14 protein-coding genes and 1 pseudogene are annotated in these 19,382 nt (G+C 44.4%); 13 read left to right on the forward strand and 2 right to left on the reverse strand.

Annotated features, from left to right (window positions below; genetic code table 11):
• The 13 genes from purL to Q4B82_RS06675 form a co-directional block, all read left to right on the forward strand.
• The coding region (gene purL, locus Q4B82_RS06615) for a phosphoribosylformylglycinamidine synthase (protein WP_303065650.1) at positions 1–3,306 on the forward strand (3,306 nt) is incomplete at its 5' end.
• Positions 3,307–3,530: 224 nt separating this feature from the next.
• Entirely contained in the window at positions 3,531–4,826 is a 1,296-nt protein-coding gene (locus Q4B82_RS06620; RefSeq protein WP_303065651.1) for a valine--pyruvate transaminase, read from the forward strand.
• Positions 4,827–5,152: 326 nt separating this feature from the next.
• Positions 5,153–6,922: a DNA primase gene (gene dnaG / locus Q4B82_RS06625; protein WP_303065652.1), complete on the forward strand. Its 1,770-nt coding sequence runs from the start codon at positions 5,153–5,155 to the stop codon at positions 6,920–6,922.
• A gap of 144 nt (positions 6,923–7,066) precedes the next feature.
• Positions 7,067–9,232 carry a primosomal protein N' gene (locus Q4B82_RS06630; RefSeq protein ID WP_303065653.1) on the forward strand — a complete coding sequence of 722 codons (2,166 nt, stop codon included), beginning with the start codon at positions 7,067–7,069 and terminating at the stop codon, positions 9,230–9,232.
• A gap of 418 nt (positions 9,233–9,650) precedes the next feature.
• Positions 9,651–11,189: a threonine ammonia-lyase, biosynthetic gene (gene ilvA / locus Q4B82_RS06635; protein WP_303065654.1), complete on the forward strand. Its 1,539-nt coding sequence runs from the start codon at positions 9,651–9,653 to the stop codon at positions 11,187–11,189.
• Positions 11,190–11,392: 203 nt separating this feature from the next.
• A complete protein-coding gene (gene ndk / locus Q4B82_RS06640) occupies positions 11,393–11,827 on the forward strand; it encodes a nucleoside-diphosphate kinase (RefSeq protein WP_303065655.1) in 435 nt (144 codons plus the stop codon).
• Positions 11,828–11,915: 88 nt separating this feature from the next.
• Entirely contained in the window at positions 11,916–12,734 is an 819-nt protein-coding gene (locus Q4B82_RS06645; protein ID WP_303065656.1) for an ABC transporter substrate-binding protein, read from the forward strand.
• A 307-nt stretch (positions 12,735–13,041) separates the two neighbouring features.
• Entirely contained in the window at positions 13,042–13,257 is a 216-nt protein-coding gene (locus Q4B82_RS06650; protein ID WP_303065657.1) for a hypothetical protein, read from the forward strand.
• A gap of 197 nt (positions 13,258–13,454) precedes the next feature.
• Positions 13,455–14,549, forward strand: coding sequence for a 23S rRNA (adenine(2503)-C(2))-methyltransferase RlmN (gene rlmN / locus Q4B82_RS06655; protein ID WP_303065658.1), 1,095 nt, complete (start codon positions 13,455–13,457; stop codon positions 14,547–14,549).
• On the forward strand, positions 14,546–15,349 hold the full coding sequence (gene pilW / locus Q4B82_RS06660) for a type IV pilus biogenesis/stability protein PilW (protein ID WP_303065659.1): 804 nt from the start codon (positions 14,546–14,548) through the stop codon (positions 15,347–15,349). Before rlmN ends, pilW begins: the two co-directional genes overlap by 4 nt.
• A complete protein-coding gene (locus Q4B82_RS06665; protein WP_303065660.1) occupies positions 15,346–16,215 on the forward strand; it encodes a helix-turn-helix domain-containing protein in 870 nt (289 codons plus the stop codon). Before pilW ends, Q4B82_RS06665 begins: the two co-directional genes overlap by 4 nt.
• A 72-nt stretch (positions 16,216–16,287) precedes the next feature.
• The gene (ispG, locus tag Q4B82_RS06670; RefSeq protein WP_303065661.1) at positions 16,288–17,553 is read left to right on the forward strand and encodes a flavodoxin-dependent (E)-4-hydroxy-3-methylbut-2-enyl-diphosphate synthase; all 1,266 of its coding nucleotides are present in this window, start codon (positions 16,288–16,290) and stop codon (positions 17,551–17,553) included.
• A gap of 21 nt (positions 17,554–17,574) precedes the next feature.
• Positions 17,575–17,976, forward strand: a complete 402-nt coding sequence (locus tag Q4B82_RS06675; protein WP_303065662.1) for a hypothetical protein — start codon at positions 17,575–17,577, stop codon at positions 17,974–17,976.
• Between the two features lie 58 nt (positions 17,977–18,034).
• On the opposite strand, the gene Q4B82_RS06680 is transcribed toward Q4B82_RS06675, so the two are convergent.
• Both Q4B82_RS06680 and purH read right to left on the reverse strand, forming a co-directional pair.
• Positions 18,035–18,958, reverse strand: a complete 924-nt coding sequence (locus Q4B82_RS06680; RefSeq protein WP_303065663.1) for a pseudouridine synthase — start codon at positions 18,956–18,958, stop codon at positions 18,035–18,037.
• 149 nt (positions 18,959–19,107) lie between these two features.
• A pseudogene (purH, locus tag Q4B82_RS06685) lies at positions 19,108–19,382 on the reverse strand (bifunctional phosphoribosylaminoimidazolecarboxamide formyltransferase/IMP cyclohydrolase); the annotation flags it as partial.

Below are 19,382 nucleotides of genomic sequence, written 5' to 3' on the forward strand. Positions count from 1 at the left end.
CGCAACCCCACCGATGTGGAATTGATGATGTTCGCGCAAGCCAATTCCGAGCATTGCCGCCACAAAATTTTCAATGCCGACTTTGTGTTAGATGGCGAAAAACAAGAAAAATCGCTGTTCCGCATGATACGCGACACCCACGAAAAATCGCCCAACGGCACCATCGTTGCCTACAAAGACAATTCTTCGGTGATTGAGGGCGCAAACATCGCGCGTTTTTACCCCAATCCCAATCATCAAGCCTATGAATTTCATGATGAAAACACCCACATCATCATGAAAGTGGAAACCCACAACCACCCCACCGCCATCGCCCCATTCGCTGGCGCGGCAACGGGTGCAGGGGGCGAAATCCGCGATGAAGGCGCAACAGGTCGCGGCTCACGCCCCAAAGCGGGTTTGACGGGCTACACGGTTTCCAATTTGCACATTCCTGATTTTAAACAAAAATGGGAAATTCCCTACGGCAAACCGCACCACATCGCCTCGCCTTTGGACATCATGATGGACGCGCCCATTGGCGGTGCGGCTTTCAACAATGAATTTGGTCGCCCCAATTTATTGGGCTATTTCCGTACTTTTGAAATGGCGCATTCAGGCAGCGTGCGCGGTTTTCACAAGCCGATTATGATTGCAGGCGGATTGGGCAATATTCAAGCCGAACAAACACATAAACACGAAATTCCCGCAGGTGCATTGTTAATCCAACTGGGCGGCAAGGGCATGCTCATCGGTTTGGGCGGTGGAGCAGCGTCATCGGTGGATACAGGCAGCAACGCGGCGGATTTGGATTTCAACTCCGTGCAACGCGGCAACCCCGAAATTGAACGCCGCGCCCAAGAAGTGATAGACCGTTGCTGGCAACTGGGCGCGGACAAAAATCCGATTATTTCCATACACGATGTGGGCGCAGGCGGTTTATCCAACGCTTTCCCCGAATTGGTCAATGACGCTGGACGTGGCGCGGTGTTCAAATTGCGCGATGTGCCTTTGGAAGAACACGGTTTGTCGCCCATGCAAATTTGGTGCAACGAGGCGCAAGAGCGTTACGTTTTGGCGATTTTGCCTGAAAATCTTGAATTGTTTACAAAAATTTGTGAACGCGAACGTTGCCCCTTTGCCGTAGTCGGCACGGCAACCGATGACGGTCATTTGCAGGTGCGCGATGATGTGTTTGGCAACAATCCTGTGGATTTGCCTTTGAATGTGTTGTTGGGCAAACCGCCAAAAACCACACGCACGGATAAGTTCAGGCAGCCTGAAAAACGCGCGTTCCAATCACAACAATATGATTTAACAGAAAGTGTTTACCGCGTTATGCGTTTGCCAGCCGTTGCCAGCAAACATTTTCTGATTACCATTGGCGACCGCACCGTAGGCGGCATGACCCACCGCGACCAAATGGTTGGCAAATATCAAGTGCCAGTTGCCGATTGCGCGGTAACGCTGATGGGTTTCCAAACCCACAAGGGCGAGGCGATGAGCATGGGCGAAAAACCACAACTCGCCTTATTTGACGCGCCCGCCTCGGGCAGAATGTGCGTGGGCGAGGCAATGACCAACATCGCCGCCGTGAACATTGGCGACATCGGCAACATCAAATTGTCCGCCAACTGGATGGCAGCCTGTGGCGTAGAGGGCGAAGACGCGAATTTGTATCGCACCGTGCAATCGGTTTCCCAATTTTGTCAAACACTTGGCGTGAGCATTCCTGTGGGCAAAGACAGCCTGTCCATGAAAACCGTGTGGCAGGAAAATGGCGAAAACAAAGCCGTTGTTTCGCCTTTGAGTTTGATTGTGTCCGCATTTGCGCCTGTGCAAGATGTTCGCAAAACCGTTACGCCCGATTTAAAACCGATTGAAAACAGCGTGTTATTGCTGATTGATTTGGGCATGGGCAAATCGCGCATGGGCGGTTCGGCATTGAGCCAAGTGTGGAACGATTTGGGCGGCGAAAGCCCCGATATTGACGCAGGCAGCCTGAAAAAATTCTTTGATTTAATGCAAATTTTAATCAATGAAAACAAAATCTTGGCATACCACGACCGTTCCGATGGCGGCTTGTTGGCAACGGTGGCGGAAATGGCGTTTGCAGGGCGTTGTGGCATCGTGTTGGATTTGAACGAAGATTTTGCCATGGAAAAACTCGTGAACAATGTGTCGGATTTGGACATTTTGTTCAACGAAGAATTGGGCGCGGTGTTGCAAATTCGCGCGGAAGATTTGCAGTATATTCAAGCACTTTTTGAAAATCACGATTTTGCCGAAACCATTTACCAAATCGGTGCGGTTGAGCCCAATCACACGCAAATGCGCATTGAAAGCGATGAAAATCACGTTTTTGATTTACTGGATTTGCAAAAAGCGTGGCAGGAAACATCTTACCAAATCCAAAAATTGCGCGACAATCCAGCGTGTGCCGACAGCGAATTTGCCTTGATTGGCGATGAAAAAGCGCGTTTGTTTGCCGATTTGCCCTTTGATTTGAAAGAAGACGTTGCCGCGCCCTACATTTCAGGCAGCCTGAAACCGAAAATCGCCATTTTGCGCGAACAGGGCGTGAACGGTCATTTGGAAATGGCGGCGGCGTTCCACCGCGCAGGTTTCCAAGCGATTGATGTGCATATGTCTGATTTAATGGCAAATCGCGTGAAATTGTCCGATATGCAAATGTTGGCAGCCTGTGGCGGATTCAGCTATGGCGATGTGTTGGGCGCGGGCGAAGGTTGGGCGAAATCCATTTTGTTCCACCCCAGATTGCGCGATGAGTTTGCCGAATTTTTCAACAATCCCAATACCTTAACTTTGGGCGTGTGCAACGGTTGCCAAATGGTCAGTGTGTTGGCGGAAATCATTCCCAACGCGCAAAATTGGGCAAAATTCAAGCGCAATCAATCGGAACAATTTGAGGCGCGTTTGAGCATAGTGCAAGTGCCTGATTCGCCATCGTTAATTTTGCGTGAAATGCGTGGTGCGATGTTGCCTGTGGTCGTGAGTCATGGTGAGGGGCGAGCGGATTTTGGGCATTTAAATTCAAATGGTGCTGTGCCAAATGATGTGAACATCGCCCTGCAATATGTGGACGGCTGGGGTCAAGTTACGCAAGAATATCCTTTAAATCCAAATGGTTCGCCCAACGGCATTGCGGGCATTACCACAACGGACGGTCGCGTTACGATTATGATGCCGCACCCCGAACGCGTGTTCCGCACCGCGCAGATGAGTTGGTGTCCCGATGAGTGGCGCGAGCATGAGTTGAGCGCGTGGTATCGCTTGTTTGCGGGGGCGCGTAAGGCTTTGGGTTAAAATGAAAAATACGCTGATATTTCCGTATGCCAGTTGCTGCATTTTTAATTGTGGTATATAGATGGTTTAGCAATCGGTTGTATCAGCGTATTTATTTTGATTTAAGAACTTGTTTGCGGATTTTTTGGTGGTTGTGATGAATCGCAATCACTTTGTCTTTTCAGGCAGCCTGAAACCGATTTTTCATAAGAAAAACAATCATTGATTAGATTAAAGGAATAAACATGCGATTTTCCAAATTTGGACAAAAATTCACACAAAAAAGCGGTATTTTGCAACTGATGGACGATTTGGGACAAGCTTTGGCACAAGGTGGTGACATCAAAATGTTGGGTGGTGGTAATCCAGCGCGTATTGAAGCGGTGGATGCGGCATATCGTGAGCGTTTACATATTTTAAGTTATGAAAATCAAGCTGCTATGGCTTTAGATAGCGCACTCAATTATTCTACACCACAAGGCGATAAGGGGTTGATTGATGAATTGGTTTTGTTTTTCAAACGTGAATATGGTTGGCAGGTGCTTCCTGAAAACATTGCGTTGACCAATGGCTCGCAAAACGCTTTTTTCTATTTGTTTAATTTATTTGGTGGCGAATTTGAAACAGGGCGCAAGCGTATTTTGTTGCCTTTGTCGCCCGAATACATTGGTTATGCCGATGTGCATACTGAAGGTAGTCATTTTGTTTCTGTGCGCCCGAAAATTGAGCAGGTGCAGCACAAGGGTAAAGACGGTTTTTTTAAATACCGCGTGGATTTTGATGCTTTGGAGAGCTTGCCTGATTGGGAACAAGGCAGCATTGGCGCCATTTGTTGTTCCCGGCCCACCAATCCAACAGGTAATGTGCTGACCGATGAGGAAATGACACGTTTGGACACATTGGCACACAAACATGGCATTCCTTTGATTGTGGACAATGCCTATGGTGCACCATTTCCCAACATCATTTACAGTCCAGCCACATTAAAATGGCATGAAAACATGATTTTGTGTTTCAGTTTGTCCAAAATTGGTTTACCTGGATTGAGAACAGGTATTGTGTTGGCAAATGCAGAAGTGGTGCAAGCCATCAGCAGCCTAAATGCCATTATCAATCTCTCGCCCACACGTTTTGGGGCGGCAATTGTTGCGCCGATGTTGGCAGATGGTAGTCTGAAAAAACTGGCAGATGATGTGATTCAGCCTTTCTATCAAACACAAGCGGAATTTGCAGTGCAATGTTTGCAACACGAATTTGATGGCTATCCTTTGCACATTCATCAACCAGAAGGTGCGATTTTCTTATGGATGTGGTTTGAGGACTTGCCTGTTTCCAGTCAAAAATTGTATGAAATCTTGAAAGAACAAGGTGTATTAATTATTCCTGGTGAAAACTTTTTTGTTGGTTTAGATATTGAAAATTATCCCCATGCTCATCAGTGCATACGAATGAGTATTGCGGCAGACAAAAATGTTTTGGCACAAGGTATTGCTCAAATTGGCATCAGTGTGCGTGCGCTTTATGACCAACAGGCTGCCTGAAAATCCAATTACTCTGCTTAAAATTTAAGCAGAGTAAAAATCTTGTGTACCACAAACCATTTAGCGCATTTATCCACAGACTTTCCACTTTGCCAACCACAAGTCTTGTGTATGGTTGTTGAAAAATCATTTTTAATTTTACAATCGTTTCAAATTAAAATAGTACAGCGTTGCCAATGCCCTTATGTACTAGGTGTACACGGCGGGTGTTGTTACCCTGTTCTCTTTAAATTTGAAACGACTATAAAAATGACCATATAATGAAATTGTCCGTACTGTGAAAAAACAACCATACCGACCATTCAGGCTGCCTGAAACATTCAATCATGATACCACGCGATTTTATTGACGAACTTTTGTCTAAAACCGACATTGTTGATGTCATCGAACCTTATGTGCCGCTGAAAAAAAGCGGTGTAAACTACATGGCTTGCTGCCCGTTTCACAAAGAAAAATCGTCCTCTTTTTCCGTTAGTCCAAGCAAGCAGTTTTACCATTGCTTTGGTTGTGGCGCACACGGTTCAGCGATTGGTTTTTTGATGGAACATCAAGGCTTGTCGTTTCCCGAAGCCGTACAAATTCTTGCTGACAGAGTAGGCATGACCGTACCGCGTGTGAAAGGTATGCAGCCTGAAAACCCTGCCGAACGTGAACGGCGCAAACAACAACAGCGAAGTTTGGAACAAACGGTAGATACTGCCACCGCATTTTTCAGGCAGCAACTGCCGCTTAATGTCCAAGCACAAGCTTATTTAACACAACGTGGCTTATCGGCAGAAATCATTGCGGCTTATGGCATCGGTTATGCGCCTGATTCTTGGACACCATTAGCACAAGTTTTCCAACCTTACCCCAATGCCGAATTGATACAAAGTGGCATGGTTCTGGACAATGAAGGTCGCCAATACGACCGTTTCCGTCATCGCATCATGTTTCCCATTCGCAACGCCAATGGTCAAACGATTGGTTTTGGTGGGCGTGTATTGGACGATTCCAAACCCAAATATTTGAACTCGCCCGATACCCCTTTGTTTGACAAAGGAAAAAATCTATATGGCTTATACGAAAGTCGTGCTGCCGTTAAAGAAGCAGGGCGGATTTTGGTGGTGGAGGGCTATATGGACGTGGTTGCTTTGGCGCAATTTGGTATAGGCTATGCCGTTGCTGCTTTAGGTACAGCAACCACAGCTGAACACATTAAATTACTGATGCGCCAAAGCGATGACATTTATTTTTGTTTTGACGGTGATACAGCAGGACGTAAAGCCGCATGGCGTGCGCTGGAAAACGCTTTACCACAATTGAAAGACGACAAAACCCTGCATTTTTTGTTCCTGCCTGAAAACCACGACCCCGACAGTTATGTGCGTGAACACGGCAAACAACGTTTTGAAGAAATTCTGTTGCATCAAAGCAAAACATTGTCTGCCTATTTTTTTGATGCACTTACCGAAAATGTGGATTTACAAAGCCAAGAAGGTAAAGCCGAATTGGTTAAAACTGCCACCCCCTCGCTCGCGCAAATCAGTGCCCCCACTTTATCTTTCTTATTGAAACAACAATTAAGTGATTTAGTGGGTATAGACCCAAGCAATTTGGCACATTTAATGGGACAAGCTTCGCCACAACGTCATGTACAAAATAAAAATTACAAACTGCCACGCGAAAGTTTCAGGCAGCCTGAAATACCCACTTTGGTGCAAAAACAAATCCGCACGCTTTTGCTCAATCCAGAATGGGCTCAATATGTGGTTTTTCCTGATTATTTGAGTTCACAAGGCGATTTTGCCTGTTTGCAGGCATTGGCTGATGTGTTACGTCAAAAACAAGGTATGGACGCAGCACGCGCTACCGAATATTTTCGTGATACGCCATTTGCTGCCACATTAAACCACATTTTCCGTCGCACCATCAGCGTAAACAATAAAGATGAATTGAATGACAACAGTGAAGCAAAGTGCCAAGAGTTTCAAGATGGCATAAGTAAATTGGTGCAGTCGTTAAAAGCAGAGCAAGTCCAATTTTTAAAACAAAAAGGTGCAGCATTAAGCGATGATGAAAAACATTTGTTGATGCGCTTGTTGATGAATAAATGATGAATGTGTATTTTTCAGGCAGCCTGAAACCCTATTTTGCCTAAAAAATAAGCAAACTAAAAAAACACCAAGCAATCAAATGATTTGTTCACTTATCCACACATTATCCCAGCAATAAGCCCCATTTATTTGGGAAAACCCAGCATGATTTACCACCACATTGCCCTAAACACCCCATTAGGCTTACTCACTTATCGCCATAATGAAACATTAGCGATAGGTACACGTGTGGTTGTTACATTGGTAGGCAAAAAACAAGTTGGCATAGTGTGGGCAAGTGGCATTACCCCCGATATTGATATCAAAAAAATCCTGCCCATCAGCGAAATACTGGCAGACGATTTCAAGTTGCCTGAAAATTGGTTTGCTTTGATTGAATTCGCTTCACGTTATTACCATTATCCACTTGGGCAAACCGCATTTACAGCGTTGCCACAAGCATTCAAAGAAGCCCAGTCCATACATTTACCTGTACCGCCTTTGTCTTACCGTTTAAATGAGTTGGGTGCAGCACAAACACCACCAGCAGCGCGTTTTCACAAAAAAGTTGCCTTGTGGCAAGCTCTGCTTTCAGGCAGCCTGAACTTGGCGGAATTGAAAAAAATCCATGCCCAAGCAGCCGATTTGATTGAAACATATCAACAAAATGGGTGGTTGGACGTACAAAGTACCCCCGCAAGGTCGCCTGAAATACCATTATCGCCTTTTGTTTTAAATCACAATCAGCAAATTGCGGTCAATAGCGTTAAAACCGTATCGCAATTTCAAACTTTCTTGTTGCATGGCATCACAGGCAGCGGCAAAACCGAAGTGTATTTTGACATTGCCGCCAAAGTACTGACCGAAGATAAGCAAGTATTGTTTTTGCTGCCTGAAATCAATTTAACCCCTCAACTTTTGCGCCGCATTGCAACACGTTTTCCTAACTTGTCCACCGCCGTTTTGCACAGTCAAACCACCATCACACAACGCAGCCGTGATTATTTACGCGCCATGACGGGCGAAGCACGTTTAATCATTGGCACACGCTTGGCGGTGTTCACACCTTTGGCAAATGTGGGTTTGATTGTGGTGGATGAAGAACACGATACCTCCTTCAAACAAGACAATGAATTGCGCTACAACGCTCGTGATTTGGCGATTTGGCGCGCACAACAAGCAGATTGTCCGATTGTACTGGGCAGTGCTACACCTGCATTGGAAAGTTGGCATAAAGCCCAAACAGGCGCATACCATTTGTTGAGCCTACCTAAACGCGCACACAATGCCGCACGTCCACCAGTGATACACATTTTGGACATTCGCAAACAAACTTTGAACAATGGCATTGCGCCACAAATTGAACAATTGTTGCAAAAAAACTGGCAAGCAGGTGGTTTGTCGCTGGTTTATCTCAATCGGCGTGGTTTTGCACCTGCTTTATTTTGTGGCGATTGTGGGCATACATTTTCCTGTCGCAACTGCTCCGCCAAACTGGTTTTGCATCGCCGCGCAAGCGAATTGCGTTGTCATCATTGCGATTTCAGGCAGCCTGTAGCGCGTGCCTGTCCATCATGTGGCAATCAAGATTTGAGTGCTTTGGGCGAAGGCACACAACGCATTGAAGAAACCTTACGCAAAATGCTGCCACAAGCACGCATTGCCCGCGTGGACAGAGACAGCACCACACGCAAAAATGATTGGGACGATTTATACGCCCAAATTGATTCAGGCAGCATAGATATATTAATTGGTACACAAATGCTGGCAAAAGGACATGATTTTGCACGCTTAAACTTGGTAACGGTATTAAACGCCGATGGTGCATTGTTTTCCAGCGATTTTCGCGCTCCCGAACGCCTGTTTGCCGAATTGATGCAGGTTTCGGGTAGGGCAGGGCGTGCCAATCAGACAGGTGAAGTATGGATACAAACAAGGCTGCCTGAACACCCTCTGTTTGCTGCCGTACAAGCGCAAGATTATGCCCGTTTTGCGGCCGAAAGTTTGGGAGAACGCGCTCCCTTTGCCTTGCCGCCTTTTGGTTTTCAGGCAGCCATACGCGCCGATGCACCACAAATGGTAGAAGCATTGGCATTTTTGAATGACATTAAAAATGCAGTCAGTCCCATGCTGCCTGAGAACGTGGTACAAATGGGTGCTTTGCCCATGAGCATGGCGCGTTTGGCAGAACGTGAGCGTGCACAACTGTTTTTAGAAAGTCGCAACCGCAAAGATTTACACCGTGCTTTATCTTTATGGCAACAAGCCTTGATTCAAAACCGTGAATCACGTATTCGTTGGCACATTGATGTGGATACACAAGAAATGTAAACCCAAATGGTTAAGCTCATAACAGGGTTTTCAGGTAGCCTGAAACATGTATTCCAGATACAGTGAAAAGCAGTATCAGACGACAATGCCAGCCGTTTACAGGAAGTAGTACATAAAGTTGTTGACAACGTGGTAGAGGCTATATGACTGCAAAGCGGTGTTGAGCGTGAAGTTGGTTTAAGATATAAATGGGAGCGGACTTGCAAAGCTAAAATGCAAGCTAAATCGTTATGTTGGCACAGATTTTTAACGCAAAATGGGTAATTAAACGCAAAAACAACCACGAAACGATACCGCTTTGCTGTCAATAACACCTAGTGCTTTTTCAATTCTGCGACCATAAATTCTTGCCACAGTTGTCTGAAAGGTTTAAGGTTACGCTTTTTGTCATTTCAGGCAGCCTGAACATCAATCCATTATGAATACCGAAAATGTACATCACTACCGCGATTATTTGACGCGCATTCTTACCGCATCGGTTTACGATGCAGCCATTGAGACTCCTTTAGATTTTGCCGCCAATCTTTCACGCCGTTTAAACAACAAAATTTACCTCAAACGTGAAGACTTGCAACCCGTTTTTTCATTCAAAATTCGCGGTGCATACAACAAAATGGCAAAACTGCCTGAAAGTGCCTTAAAAAAAGGTGTGATTGCTGCCAGCGCAGGTAATCACGCACAAGGCGTAGCGTTATCGGCACAAAAACTGGGCTGTGAAGCCACGATTGTGATGCCCGAAACCACACCGCAAATCAAAATTGATGCCGTGAAAGCACGCGGCAGTAAAGTGGTTTTGGCAGGTGTTTCTTACAATGATGCTTACGACCACGCCATGAAACTCGCCGCTCAAAGTGGTTTAACTTATATTCCGCCCTTTGACGACCCCGATGTCATCGCAGGACAAGGTACCATTGGCATGGAAATCGTACGCCAACATACCAAACCCATATATGCCATTTTTGTGGCGATTGGCGGTGGCGGTTTGGCTGCTGGTGTGGCAGCATTCATTAAACAAATTCGCCCTGAAATCAAAGTAATTGGCGTACAAACCAATGACAGTTGCGCTATGAAAGTATCCATCGCAGCAGGTGAACGCGTTACCTTAAAAGATGTGGGTTTGTTTACAGACGGTACAGCCGTCAAATTGGTAGGGGACGAAACTTTCCGTATGTGCCGAGACTTATTGGACGACATCATTACTGTAGATACCGATGCCGTGTGCAGCGCACTCAAAGACATTTTTGATGACACGCGCAGCATTTGTGAGCCATCAGGTGCATTGGCATTAGCGGGTTTAAAAAGCTATGCAGCGCGTAACCGTTTATCAGATGAAACCTTAATTGCGGTTACATCAGGTGCAAACATGAATTTTCACCGCTTGCGCCACGTTTCCGAACGCAGTGAATTGGGTGAGGGTAATGAAGCCATTTTTGCGGTTTCCATTCCTGAAAAACCAGGCAGTTTTCGCCATTTCATTAATGTGATGGCATCGCGCAACATCACAGAATTTAACTACCGATATGGTGATGAAGAAACCGCACACATTTTTGTTGGTATACAAACATCGGGGGCGGCAGACAACGCTGAAATCAGTCGTGAATTGGCAGCCGCATCATTGCCCAATATTGATTTGAGTAACGATGAAATGGCAAAAGTACATTTGCGTTACATGGTTGGCGGTCGCACGCATAAAGTACAAAACGAACGCTTATTTAGCTTTGAATTTCCTGAACGACCAGGTGCGTTGGCACGTTTTCTCAACGCCATGCAATCGGATTGGAACATCAGTTTGTTTCATTACCGCAATCATGGAGCAGATTACGGACGCATTTTAGTGGGTATTGATGTACCACCTCATGATTCCCAAGCCTTTGCCCACTTTTTAGATGAGCTGGATTATCCCTATGAAGAACAAACTGAAAATGCAGCATACAAATTGTTTTTGGGTACAGCCTGATTTTCAGGCAGCACTATTTTGATGTATGTCATCAAAATCAAAAAGTTTTTTAAATTGTCAATAGCTCCTACTGTTTGAGTAGAAAAAACTTTGTTAAAATGTTTGGCATTTTTCTGCAAGGAAAAATGTTCTTTCAGTTCTGCCCATATCCTGTTTCAGGCAGCCTGAACCCGAATAATCATGATTTTGAATGAGGATAAAAAATGGCGATTGAACGCACCATTTCCATTGTAAAGCCCGATGCAGTTGGTAAAAATGTTATCGGTAAAATTTACGACCGTTTTGAAAGCAATGGTTTGAAAATCGTTGCGGCCAAAATGAAACAATTAAGTCGCGAAGAGGCCGAAGGTTTCTACGCAGTTCATAAAGAACGCCCTTTCTTTAACGATTTGGTTTCTTTTATGATTAGCGGTCCTGTGATGATTCAGGTTTTAGAAGGCGAAAATGCGGTTGCCAAAAACCGCGAAATCATGGGCGCGACCAATCCTAAAGATGCGGTTGCGGGTACAATCCGTGCCGATTTTGCGCAATCCATTGATGAAAACGCTGTTCATGGTTCAGACAGCTTGGAAAACGCCAAAATTGAAATTGACTATTTTTTCAAAGCTGAAGAATTGTGCAATCGTACGCGTGGCTGATGATGTTTTACCGCAAATGCACAATTCATTGTGCTTTGCGGTAAAATATTTTCCATAACAACGTAATTTTAAAGAGAACTATTTGAAAATGATGAAACGAACTTACCTAATGGTGGTATTGGGTGCAGTCATGTTGGCAGCATGTGGCGATAAGGCAGCTGAATCTTCTGCACCTGCTGCATCTACACCTTCAGCTGCAAGCAAAGCACAAAAAACCTATCGTGTTGGCAGTGAAATCAGTAAACCACCGATGATTATGATGGGGGTAGACAATCCCGATAAAGGATTTGAATGGGATTTGCTTCAAGCCATTGCAGAAAAACAAGGCTTTGCGATTGAATACAATCCTGAAACTTGGGAACGATTATTGGAACGTTTGGCAAAAAATGATACAGATTTAATCATCGGTCAAATTACCATTACAGAAGAGCGCAAACAAAAAATGGATTTCTCCAATCCTGTGGTAACTTATCAAACAGGTTTAATGGTTCAACCCGAATTGGCAGAAGCCAAACAATTTTCCGATTTAAATGGTAAACGCGTTACCATTCGTTCCAATACCGTTTATGAAAAATTGGTACCTGTGTTTTCGGCTGGCGATGGCAGCAACATCATCTATATGCAAACAGCATGGGAGCAATTAAAAAGCTTGGCGCAAAAGGAAAGTGATGCGATGACAGGTGCCAGCACTACATTGGAATACTATCAAGCTAAATACCCTGAAAATAAATTCCATATTTTGTATGATTCTAGTTACGGCTCATCTCAATATGGTTGGGCGGTAAATAAAGGCAATACTGAATTACTGGAACAAATCAATCAAGGTTTGGAAAAAGTACGCGCTGATGGCACATATAATAATTTGTATAAAAAATATTGGCCCAATGCCCCAATACCTACTAACTAACCAAATAAATTTAAAATAAAAGCAATAAAATGGTGTCAAGAAATAGAGTAATCTTTTCTGATGGGTTAACAATCATTTAGGTATGAAATTGGTTCCTTAAGAAGATTTATCCCAAATCAATTATCAAACTAATTATTATTAGCCCTTTAAGCTCAAAACCTGTATTCGTAAGATTAACAGCTTGCTCTTTAATGATGCTGAATACAGGTTTTGATATTATTAAAAAATAACAAACCATAATAAAATCAAATACTTTTTAAAATATCATTACTTCAAGGAGAAAAATCATGAATGCAAAAATGCTTGCATGCGTTGGCATGATGCTATTAACAGCTTGCAATCAAGAGGAAACAAACAATTGGTAAACAATGAAAATCAAACGTATACCGAAGAGTGTGCTAAAATCATGGATTTTTCTCAAGCACATTATGAATACCGTTATACCATGATAGTTAAAGATGAGTTGGGTAATGCACCTGATTTCACCTCGTTACATGGTAAAATAATTGCTTTGTTAAACTGATTCAAAACCCCAATTTACCTGCACAAAATTATGTTTTTGCTGTTAAAAAGGCAATACTGAATTGCAAAAACAACTTAGAATGAGGGTTTAGAAAAAATCAAAGTCAATGGCACATACGATAACTGTACCAGAGAAATATTGGTAACACAGACAGGCTGCCTGAAAAGTTTCAGGCAGCCTGATAATGCACACAAACCATGAAAACTAATTTATTGAATTACAACCTTTCCCAGCTTACCGACCATTTCGCGCAAATGGGCGAAAAACCCTTTCGCGCCAAGCAAGTCATGCGCTGGATACACCAAAGTGGAGCAGAAAATTTTGAACAAATGACCGATTTGGCAAAATCACTTCGCGCCAAATTGGAGCAACAAGCCGTTGTTGGCATTCCCGATTTGATGGCGGCGCAAGAATCCAAAGACGGCACACGCAAATGGCTGTTGGACGTTGGCACAGGCAATGGCGTGGAAACCGTGTTCATTCCCGAAACCGAACGCGGCACTTTGTGCATTTCATCACAAGTGGGCTGCGCTTTGGAATGCACCTTTTGCAGCACGGGGCGACAAGGTTTCAATCGCAATTTATCGGCAGCAGAAATCATTGGACAACTGTGGTGGGCAAACAAGGCTTTGGGCGTTACCCCCAAAAATGAGCGCGTGATTTCCAATGTGGTCATGATGGGCATGGGCGAACCGCTTGCCAATTACGACAATGTCGTTACCGCCCTTTCCATTATGCTGGACGACCATGGCTATGGCTTGTCGCGCCGCCGCGTTACCGTTTCCACATCGGGCATGGTGCCGCAAATGGACAGATTGAAAGAAGACATGCCCGTGGCATTGGCGGTATCGTTGCACGCCAGCAATGATAAAGTGCGCGATGAGATTATTCCGCTCAACAAAAAATATCCGCTCAAAGAATTGATGGCAGCCTGCAACCGCTATTTGGCAAAAGCCCCACGCGATTTCGTTACCTTTGAATATGTGATGTTGGACGGCGTGAACGACAAACCCGAACACGCGCGTGAATTGATTGATTTGGTCAAAGACACGCCGTGCAAATTCAATTTGATTCCGTTCAACCCCTTTCCCAATTCGGGTTATGAACGCTCAACCAATAAAAACATCAATATTTTCAAAGATATTTTAATGGAAGCAGACATTGTTACCACCGTACGCAAAACGCGCGGCGATGACATTGACGCAGCCTGCGGACAATTAGCAGGGCAAGTTCAGGACAAAACCAAGCGTCAAGCCAAATGGCAACAAATTTATTTGGAGAAGCAACCATGATTCTAAAATCAGTTTGGCACAAATGGCTTTCAGGCAGCCTAATTCTTCTTTTCTTAACTGCCTGTGTCAGCGAAGGAACAGGCATCAACATCACGAAATTTAAAGAACGAAGCAGCAGCGAACGTAAAGAAGAAGCCGTACGCATCAAAACCCAGTTGGCGATTGAATACATGAATGCACGCGACTATCGTTCCGCCGTGGCTACCATTGAAGAAGCCATTAAAACAGACAGTCGTTACGATATGGCTTGGTTAGTTCGTGCCCAAATTTACCAATTTTTAAAAACTTATGACAAAGCAGAAGAAAGTTTCAAACGCGCTTTATCTATTTCGCCAAATGGTGCTGAAATTAACAATAATTATGGTTGGTATCTTTGTTCAGTTCAACATCAAGCGGCTCAATCCATTACTTATTTTGACCGTGCTTTAGCTGACCCAACTTACCCAAGCCCCGAAATTGCCTATATGAATAAAGGTATATGCTCCGCTAAAGCAGGGCAAGTTCAAATGGCAGACAGTTATTTTGAACGTGCTTTGGGTTTAAATCCCGATGCCGTAGCGGTGTATAAAGAACGTGCACGCGTTCAATTTCAAATGGGTAAACTAACAGAGGCTGATAAATTATTCCGCATTTACCAAAGTCGTGTACCAGCTTTGTCGCCTGATGATTTGCTATTGGGCTGGAAAATGGCACGCGCACAGGGTAACAATCAAGCTGCTTATGAATATGAAGCACAGTTGCGTACCAATTTCCCCTATTCAGAAGAAACGCTCTCTATCAATACAGGTAATACAGAATGAGCCACACAGAAACGCCAAACACCACACCCAATGCCACAACATTCGGCTTACAACTGCGCCAACATCGTGAACAAAAAGGCTTGTCCATAGGCGAAGTATCAGAACGCTTAAAACTGCCCGCTCGTCAAATTGAAGCATTGGAAAAAGGGGATTATGAACTTTTGCCAGAACCCGTTTTCATTCGCGGTTTTTTACGCAGTTACGGTCGCTTTCTGGATATGCCCGAAGCCGATTTAAATGCTTATCTGACACATTTTTCGCCACCTACCAAAACACATCGAGTTTCAAGTAGCTCAACAACCCAGCAATACAGCGAACGCAAAGCCCCCAAGCCTTTTCCGACATGGATTTTTGGAGTATTGGCAGCAATTGGCATTGGTTATGGTGTTTATGCTTGGCAAAATAAATCTCAAATTGAACACGCCAAACAAGAAGCAGAAAACAGTATAATGCCTGCCAGCTCACCCATAAATGCATCATCTGCTTCTAATTTTAACAATGGCAATTTCATTGTTAAGCCTATGGAAAACATAGCTGCATCAACATCACAATCCCAGGTTCAGGCAGCCTCTGAATCAAATATTGCAGGTGAACTGATTGTCCAAACCCGCTACCGTACCATGCTGACTATTACCAATGCCAAAGGTGAAGTATTGATGAATCAAATTGTGCCAGCACGCAGTGAGCATCGTTTTGCCGATGGTGCACCATTTGAAGTACGCTTGGGCTATGCGATTGGCTCAAATGTGCGTTTTGATGGCAAAGAAATCAATTTGGATGAGGTACGTAAAGGCGGAAAAACAGCTGTCTTTACTGCAGGCGATGTTAATACACCAATGAAAAAAAATGCGTCTGACATACAATAACCTTTTCAGGCAGCTTGAACATTGAAGCTGCCTGAAACACATTCCACAACATCAAACATATTCCTGAAACACATGCCAAGTATCACACGTCGTTCCACACATCAAGTTCAAATTGACCATTTAACAGTCGGTTCGCAAGCCCCTGTGGTGGTGCAATCCATGACCAACACCGACACCGCAGACGCAGCAGGCACCGCCCAACAAGTCAAAGAATTGTCTGACGCTGGCTCGGAAATGGTGCGCATTACGGTTAATTCGCCCGAAGCCGCGTCCAAAGTGGCAGAAATCCGCAGCCGTTTGAACGACATGGGCTGCAACACGCCTTTGGTGGGCGATTTCCATTTCAATGGCGAACGCCTGTTGGCGGAATTTCCCGATTGCGCCAAAGCCTTGTCCAAATACCGTATTAACCCCGGCAATGTGGGCAAAGGCGCGAAAGGCGATGAAAAATTTGCCTACATGATACGCACCGCCGCCGAACACGATAAAGCCGTCCGCATTGGCGTGAACTGGGGCAGTTTAGACCAAAGCCTTGCCAAAAAAATGATGGACGCGAATTTGGCATCTGCCCAACCACAATCGCCCGAAGCGGTGATGAAAGAAGCCTTGATTGTTTCCGCTTTGGAATCGGCACAAAAAGCGGTGGATTTGGGGTTGCCTGAAAACAAAATCATTTTGTCGTGCAAAGTATCCAATGTGCAAGATTTGATTCAGGTTTACCGCGATTTGGGTTCGCGTTGCGCCTATCCTTTGCATTTGGGTTTGACCGAGGCGGGCATGGGCAGCAAGGGGATAGTTGCGTCCACCGCCGCTTTGTCGGTTTTGTTGCAAGAGGGCATTGGCGACACGATTCGCATTTCTTTGACTCCCGAACCCAATTCTTCACGCACGCAAGAAGTGATTGTGGCACAAGAAATTTTGCAAACCATGGGTTTGCGTTCGTTCACGCCCATGGTTACGGCTTGCCCTGGTTGTGGGCGCACCACGAGTACGGTTTTTCAAGAATTGGCGCGTGATATTCAGCATTATTTGCGTGAACAAATGTCGGTGTGGCGTTGGCAATATCCTGGGGTGGAAAGTTTGAATGTGGCGGTGATGGGCTGTGTGGTCAATGGTCCGGGCGAAAGCAAATTGGCGGACATCGGCATTTCACTCCCAGGTACGGGCGAAACGCCTGTTGCGCCTGTGTATGTGGACGGCGAGCGCAAAGTTACCCTAAAAGGCGACAATATGGCGCAGGAATTTTTGGCGATTGTGCAAGAATACGTTGAAACCAATTATGGCGAAGGCGGCAAAAAACGCGCCACCAATAAAATCATTCCGATTCAATCCCTATAGAGAAATAAGGAAGAAATGGTAATGAGTAATGAAAAAAACAATATGGATTTGCGTCAATTGTTATTGATGCTGTATTTGAAAAATAATCCCAAATTGGAACACCAAATTTTCATTTACAGTTTTCTAGGCGTTTCTGATGCACAAACCAATCCCTTTCATTATGTAAATGCTGTTTTACCACCACATATTAAAAAAAGCATTATCCTACAAAATGTGGCTTCCGGCGAAATGATACAGGCTTTCATTAGTGCGGTAAAAAATAACGAGGGAAGAAGTGAGTTTCAGATTGAAAACATTGTACTTTATGGCAATAAAGTAGGCATTTTAATTGAAATTTCTTTACAAAGTGAAAAAATCGGTCAAACAGAAAAATACCGCCAATTCTCACAATTAGCAAGTAGTTTAATGCGCCAATTTATGTAACGAACAACCATTTTAGGCAGCCTTAAACCTTAAACCATTCAGGCTACCTGAAAACATTTTAGAGCTGCTGTAAACTGGAAAAACTGCGCCATGTTTGACTGAATGGGTCACAAAACCCGATTTCTTTTGCCAGTAATTTTAAAGGACGCGCATAATCTTCTGTATCAACAGGCAGTACTTTGGGGTACAACATATCGTGTAAAATCGGCATACCCAAACGTGACATGTGTACACGCAACTGATGTTTTTTACCCGTTAATGGGCGCAATTCATACAAACCGTTTTCACCACGATATGCCAACAAATCAATTTGGGTAAAAGCATTCGGTGTACCGTCCACTTCTTGAGTTAGAAAAAAATCTGCGCCTCTAACCATGCGTGATTGCACTTGAATGGGATAGGATAAATCATCACGCTTGGGTGCAATCGCATGATAAATTTTCTTTACAGCTCTATTCTGAAATAAGTTTTGATAAGCTGCACGCGAAGCAGGATTGTGTGAAAACAACATTACGCCTGCTGTATCTTTATCCAAACGATGTATGGGTGTGATGTCGCCAACATTCAAATGTTGTAAATCAGGGTGTACTCGCAATCGGCTTAAAAGTGTTTCCCGTAAAAAACGGCCACTGGGAATCACGGGCAAAAAATGAGGTTTATCTACCACAATCAAATGCTCATCAAGCCATAAAATTTGCTCATCAAAAGGGATGCGTGGTTCTTTATTGCGGCTGATTGCCCGATAATAAAAAATCGTTTTGCCTGCCTGAAATAAAACATATTCATTCAAAGCTTCCCCATTGGCGTCAAACACCATACCGCTGTTCAAACGCAAACGCCAAGCCTGTTTATTCACAAATGGAAATTGGGCACACAAAAAATCCAATAATGGTTTATTTTGCCATTGTTTTTCGTGTGGCAAAACCAAATAACTGGGTTTAATCCCGTCTATAATGGGTAAAGTATGAGGAATATGTTTCATTATATATTGTTCGCCAAATGGTTTTTCAGGCAGCCATGATACTTATGTGAATGAACTGATTGATAATTTAAACTTAATAACAGGCTGCCTGAAAATACACGAATAAATGATTTTCAGGCAGCCTTGTAATTGATTTAACGTCAATTATGTTAATGACGGAAATGGCGCACACCCGTTACCACCATCGCCATGCCATGCTCGTCTGCTGCTGCGAATACTTCTTCATCGCGCACCGAACCTGCTGGGTGAATCACGGCTTTAATGCCTTGTTCGGCAATCACGTCCACGCCATCGCGGAATGGGAAAAATGCGTCCGAAGCGGCACACGCGCCGTTCAAATCAAAACCACCATCTTGGGCTTTACGCGCAGCAATGCGGGTGCTGTCCACGCGGCTCATTTGCCCTGCGCCTATGCCGTAAGTCT

The organism is Alysiella sp., from assembly GCF_030525755.1.
GTDB lineage: Bacteria > Pseudomonadota > Gammaproteobacteria > Burkholderiales > Neisseriaceae > Simonsiella.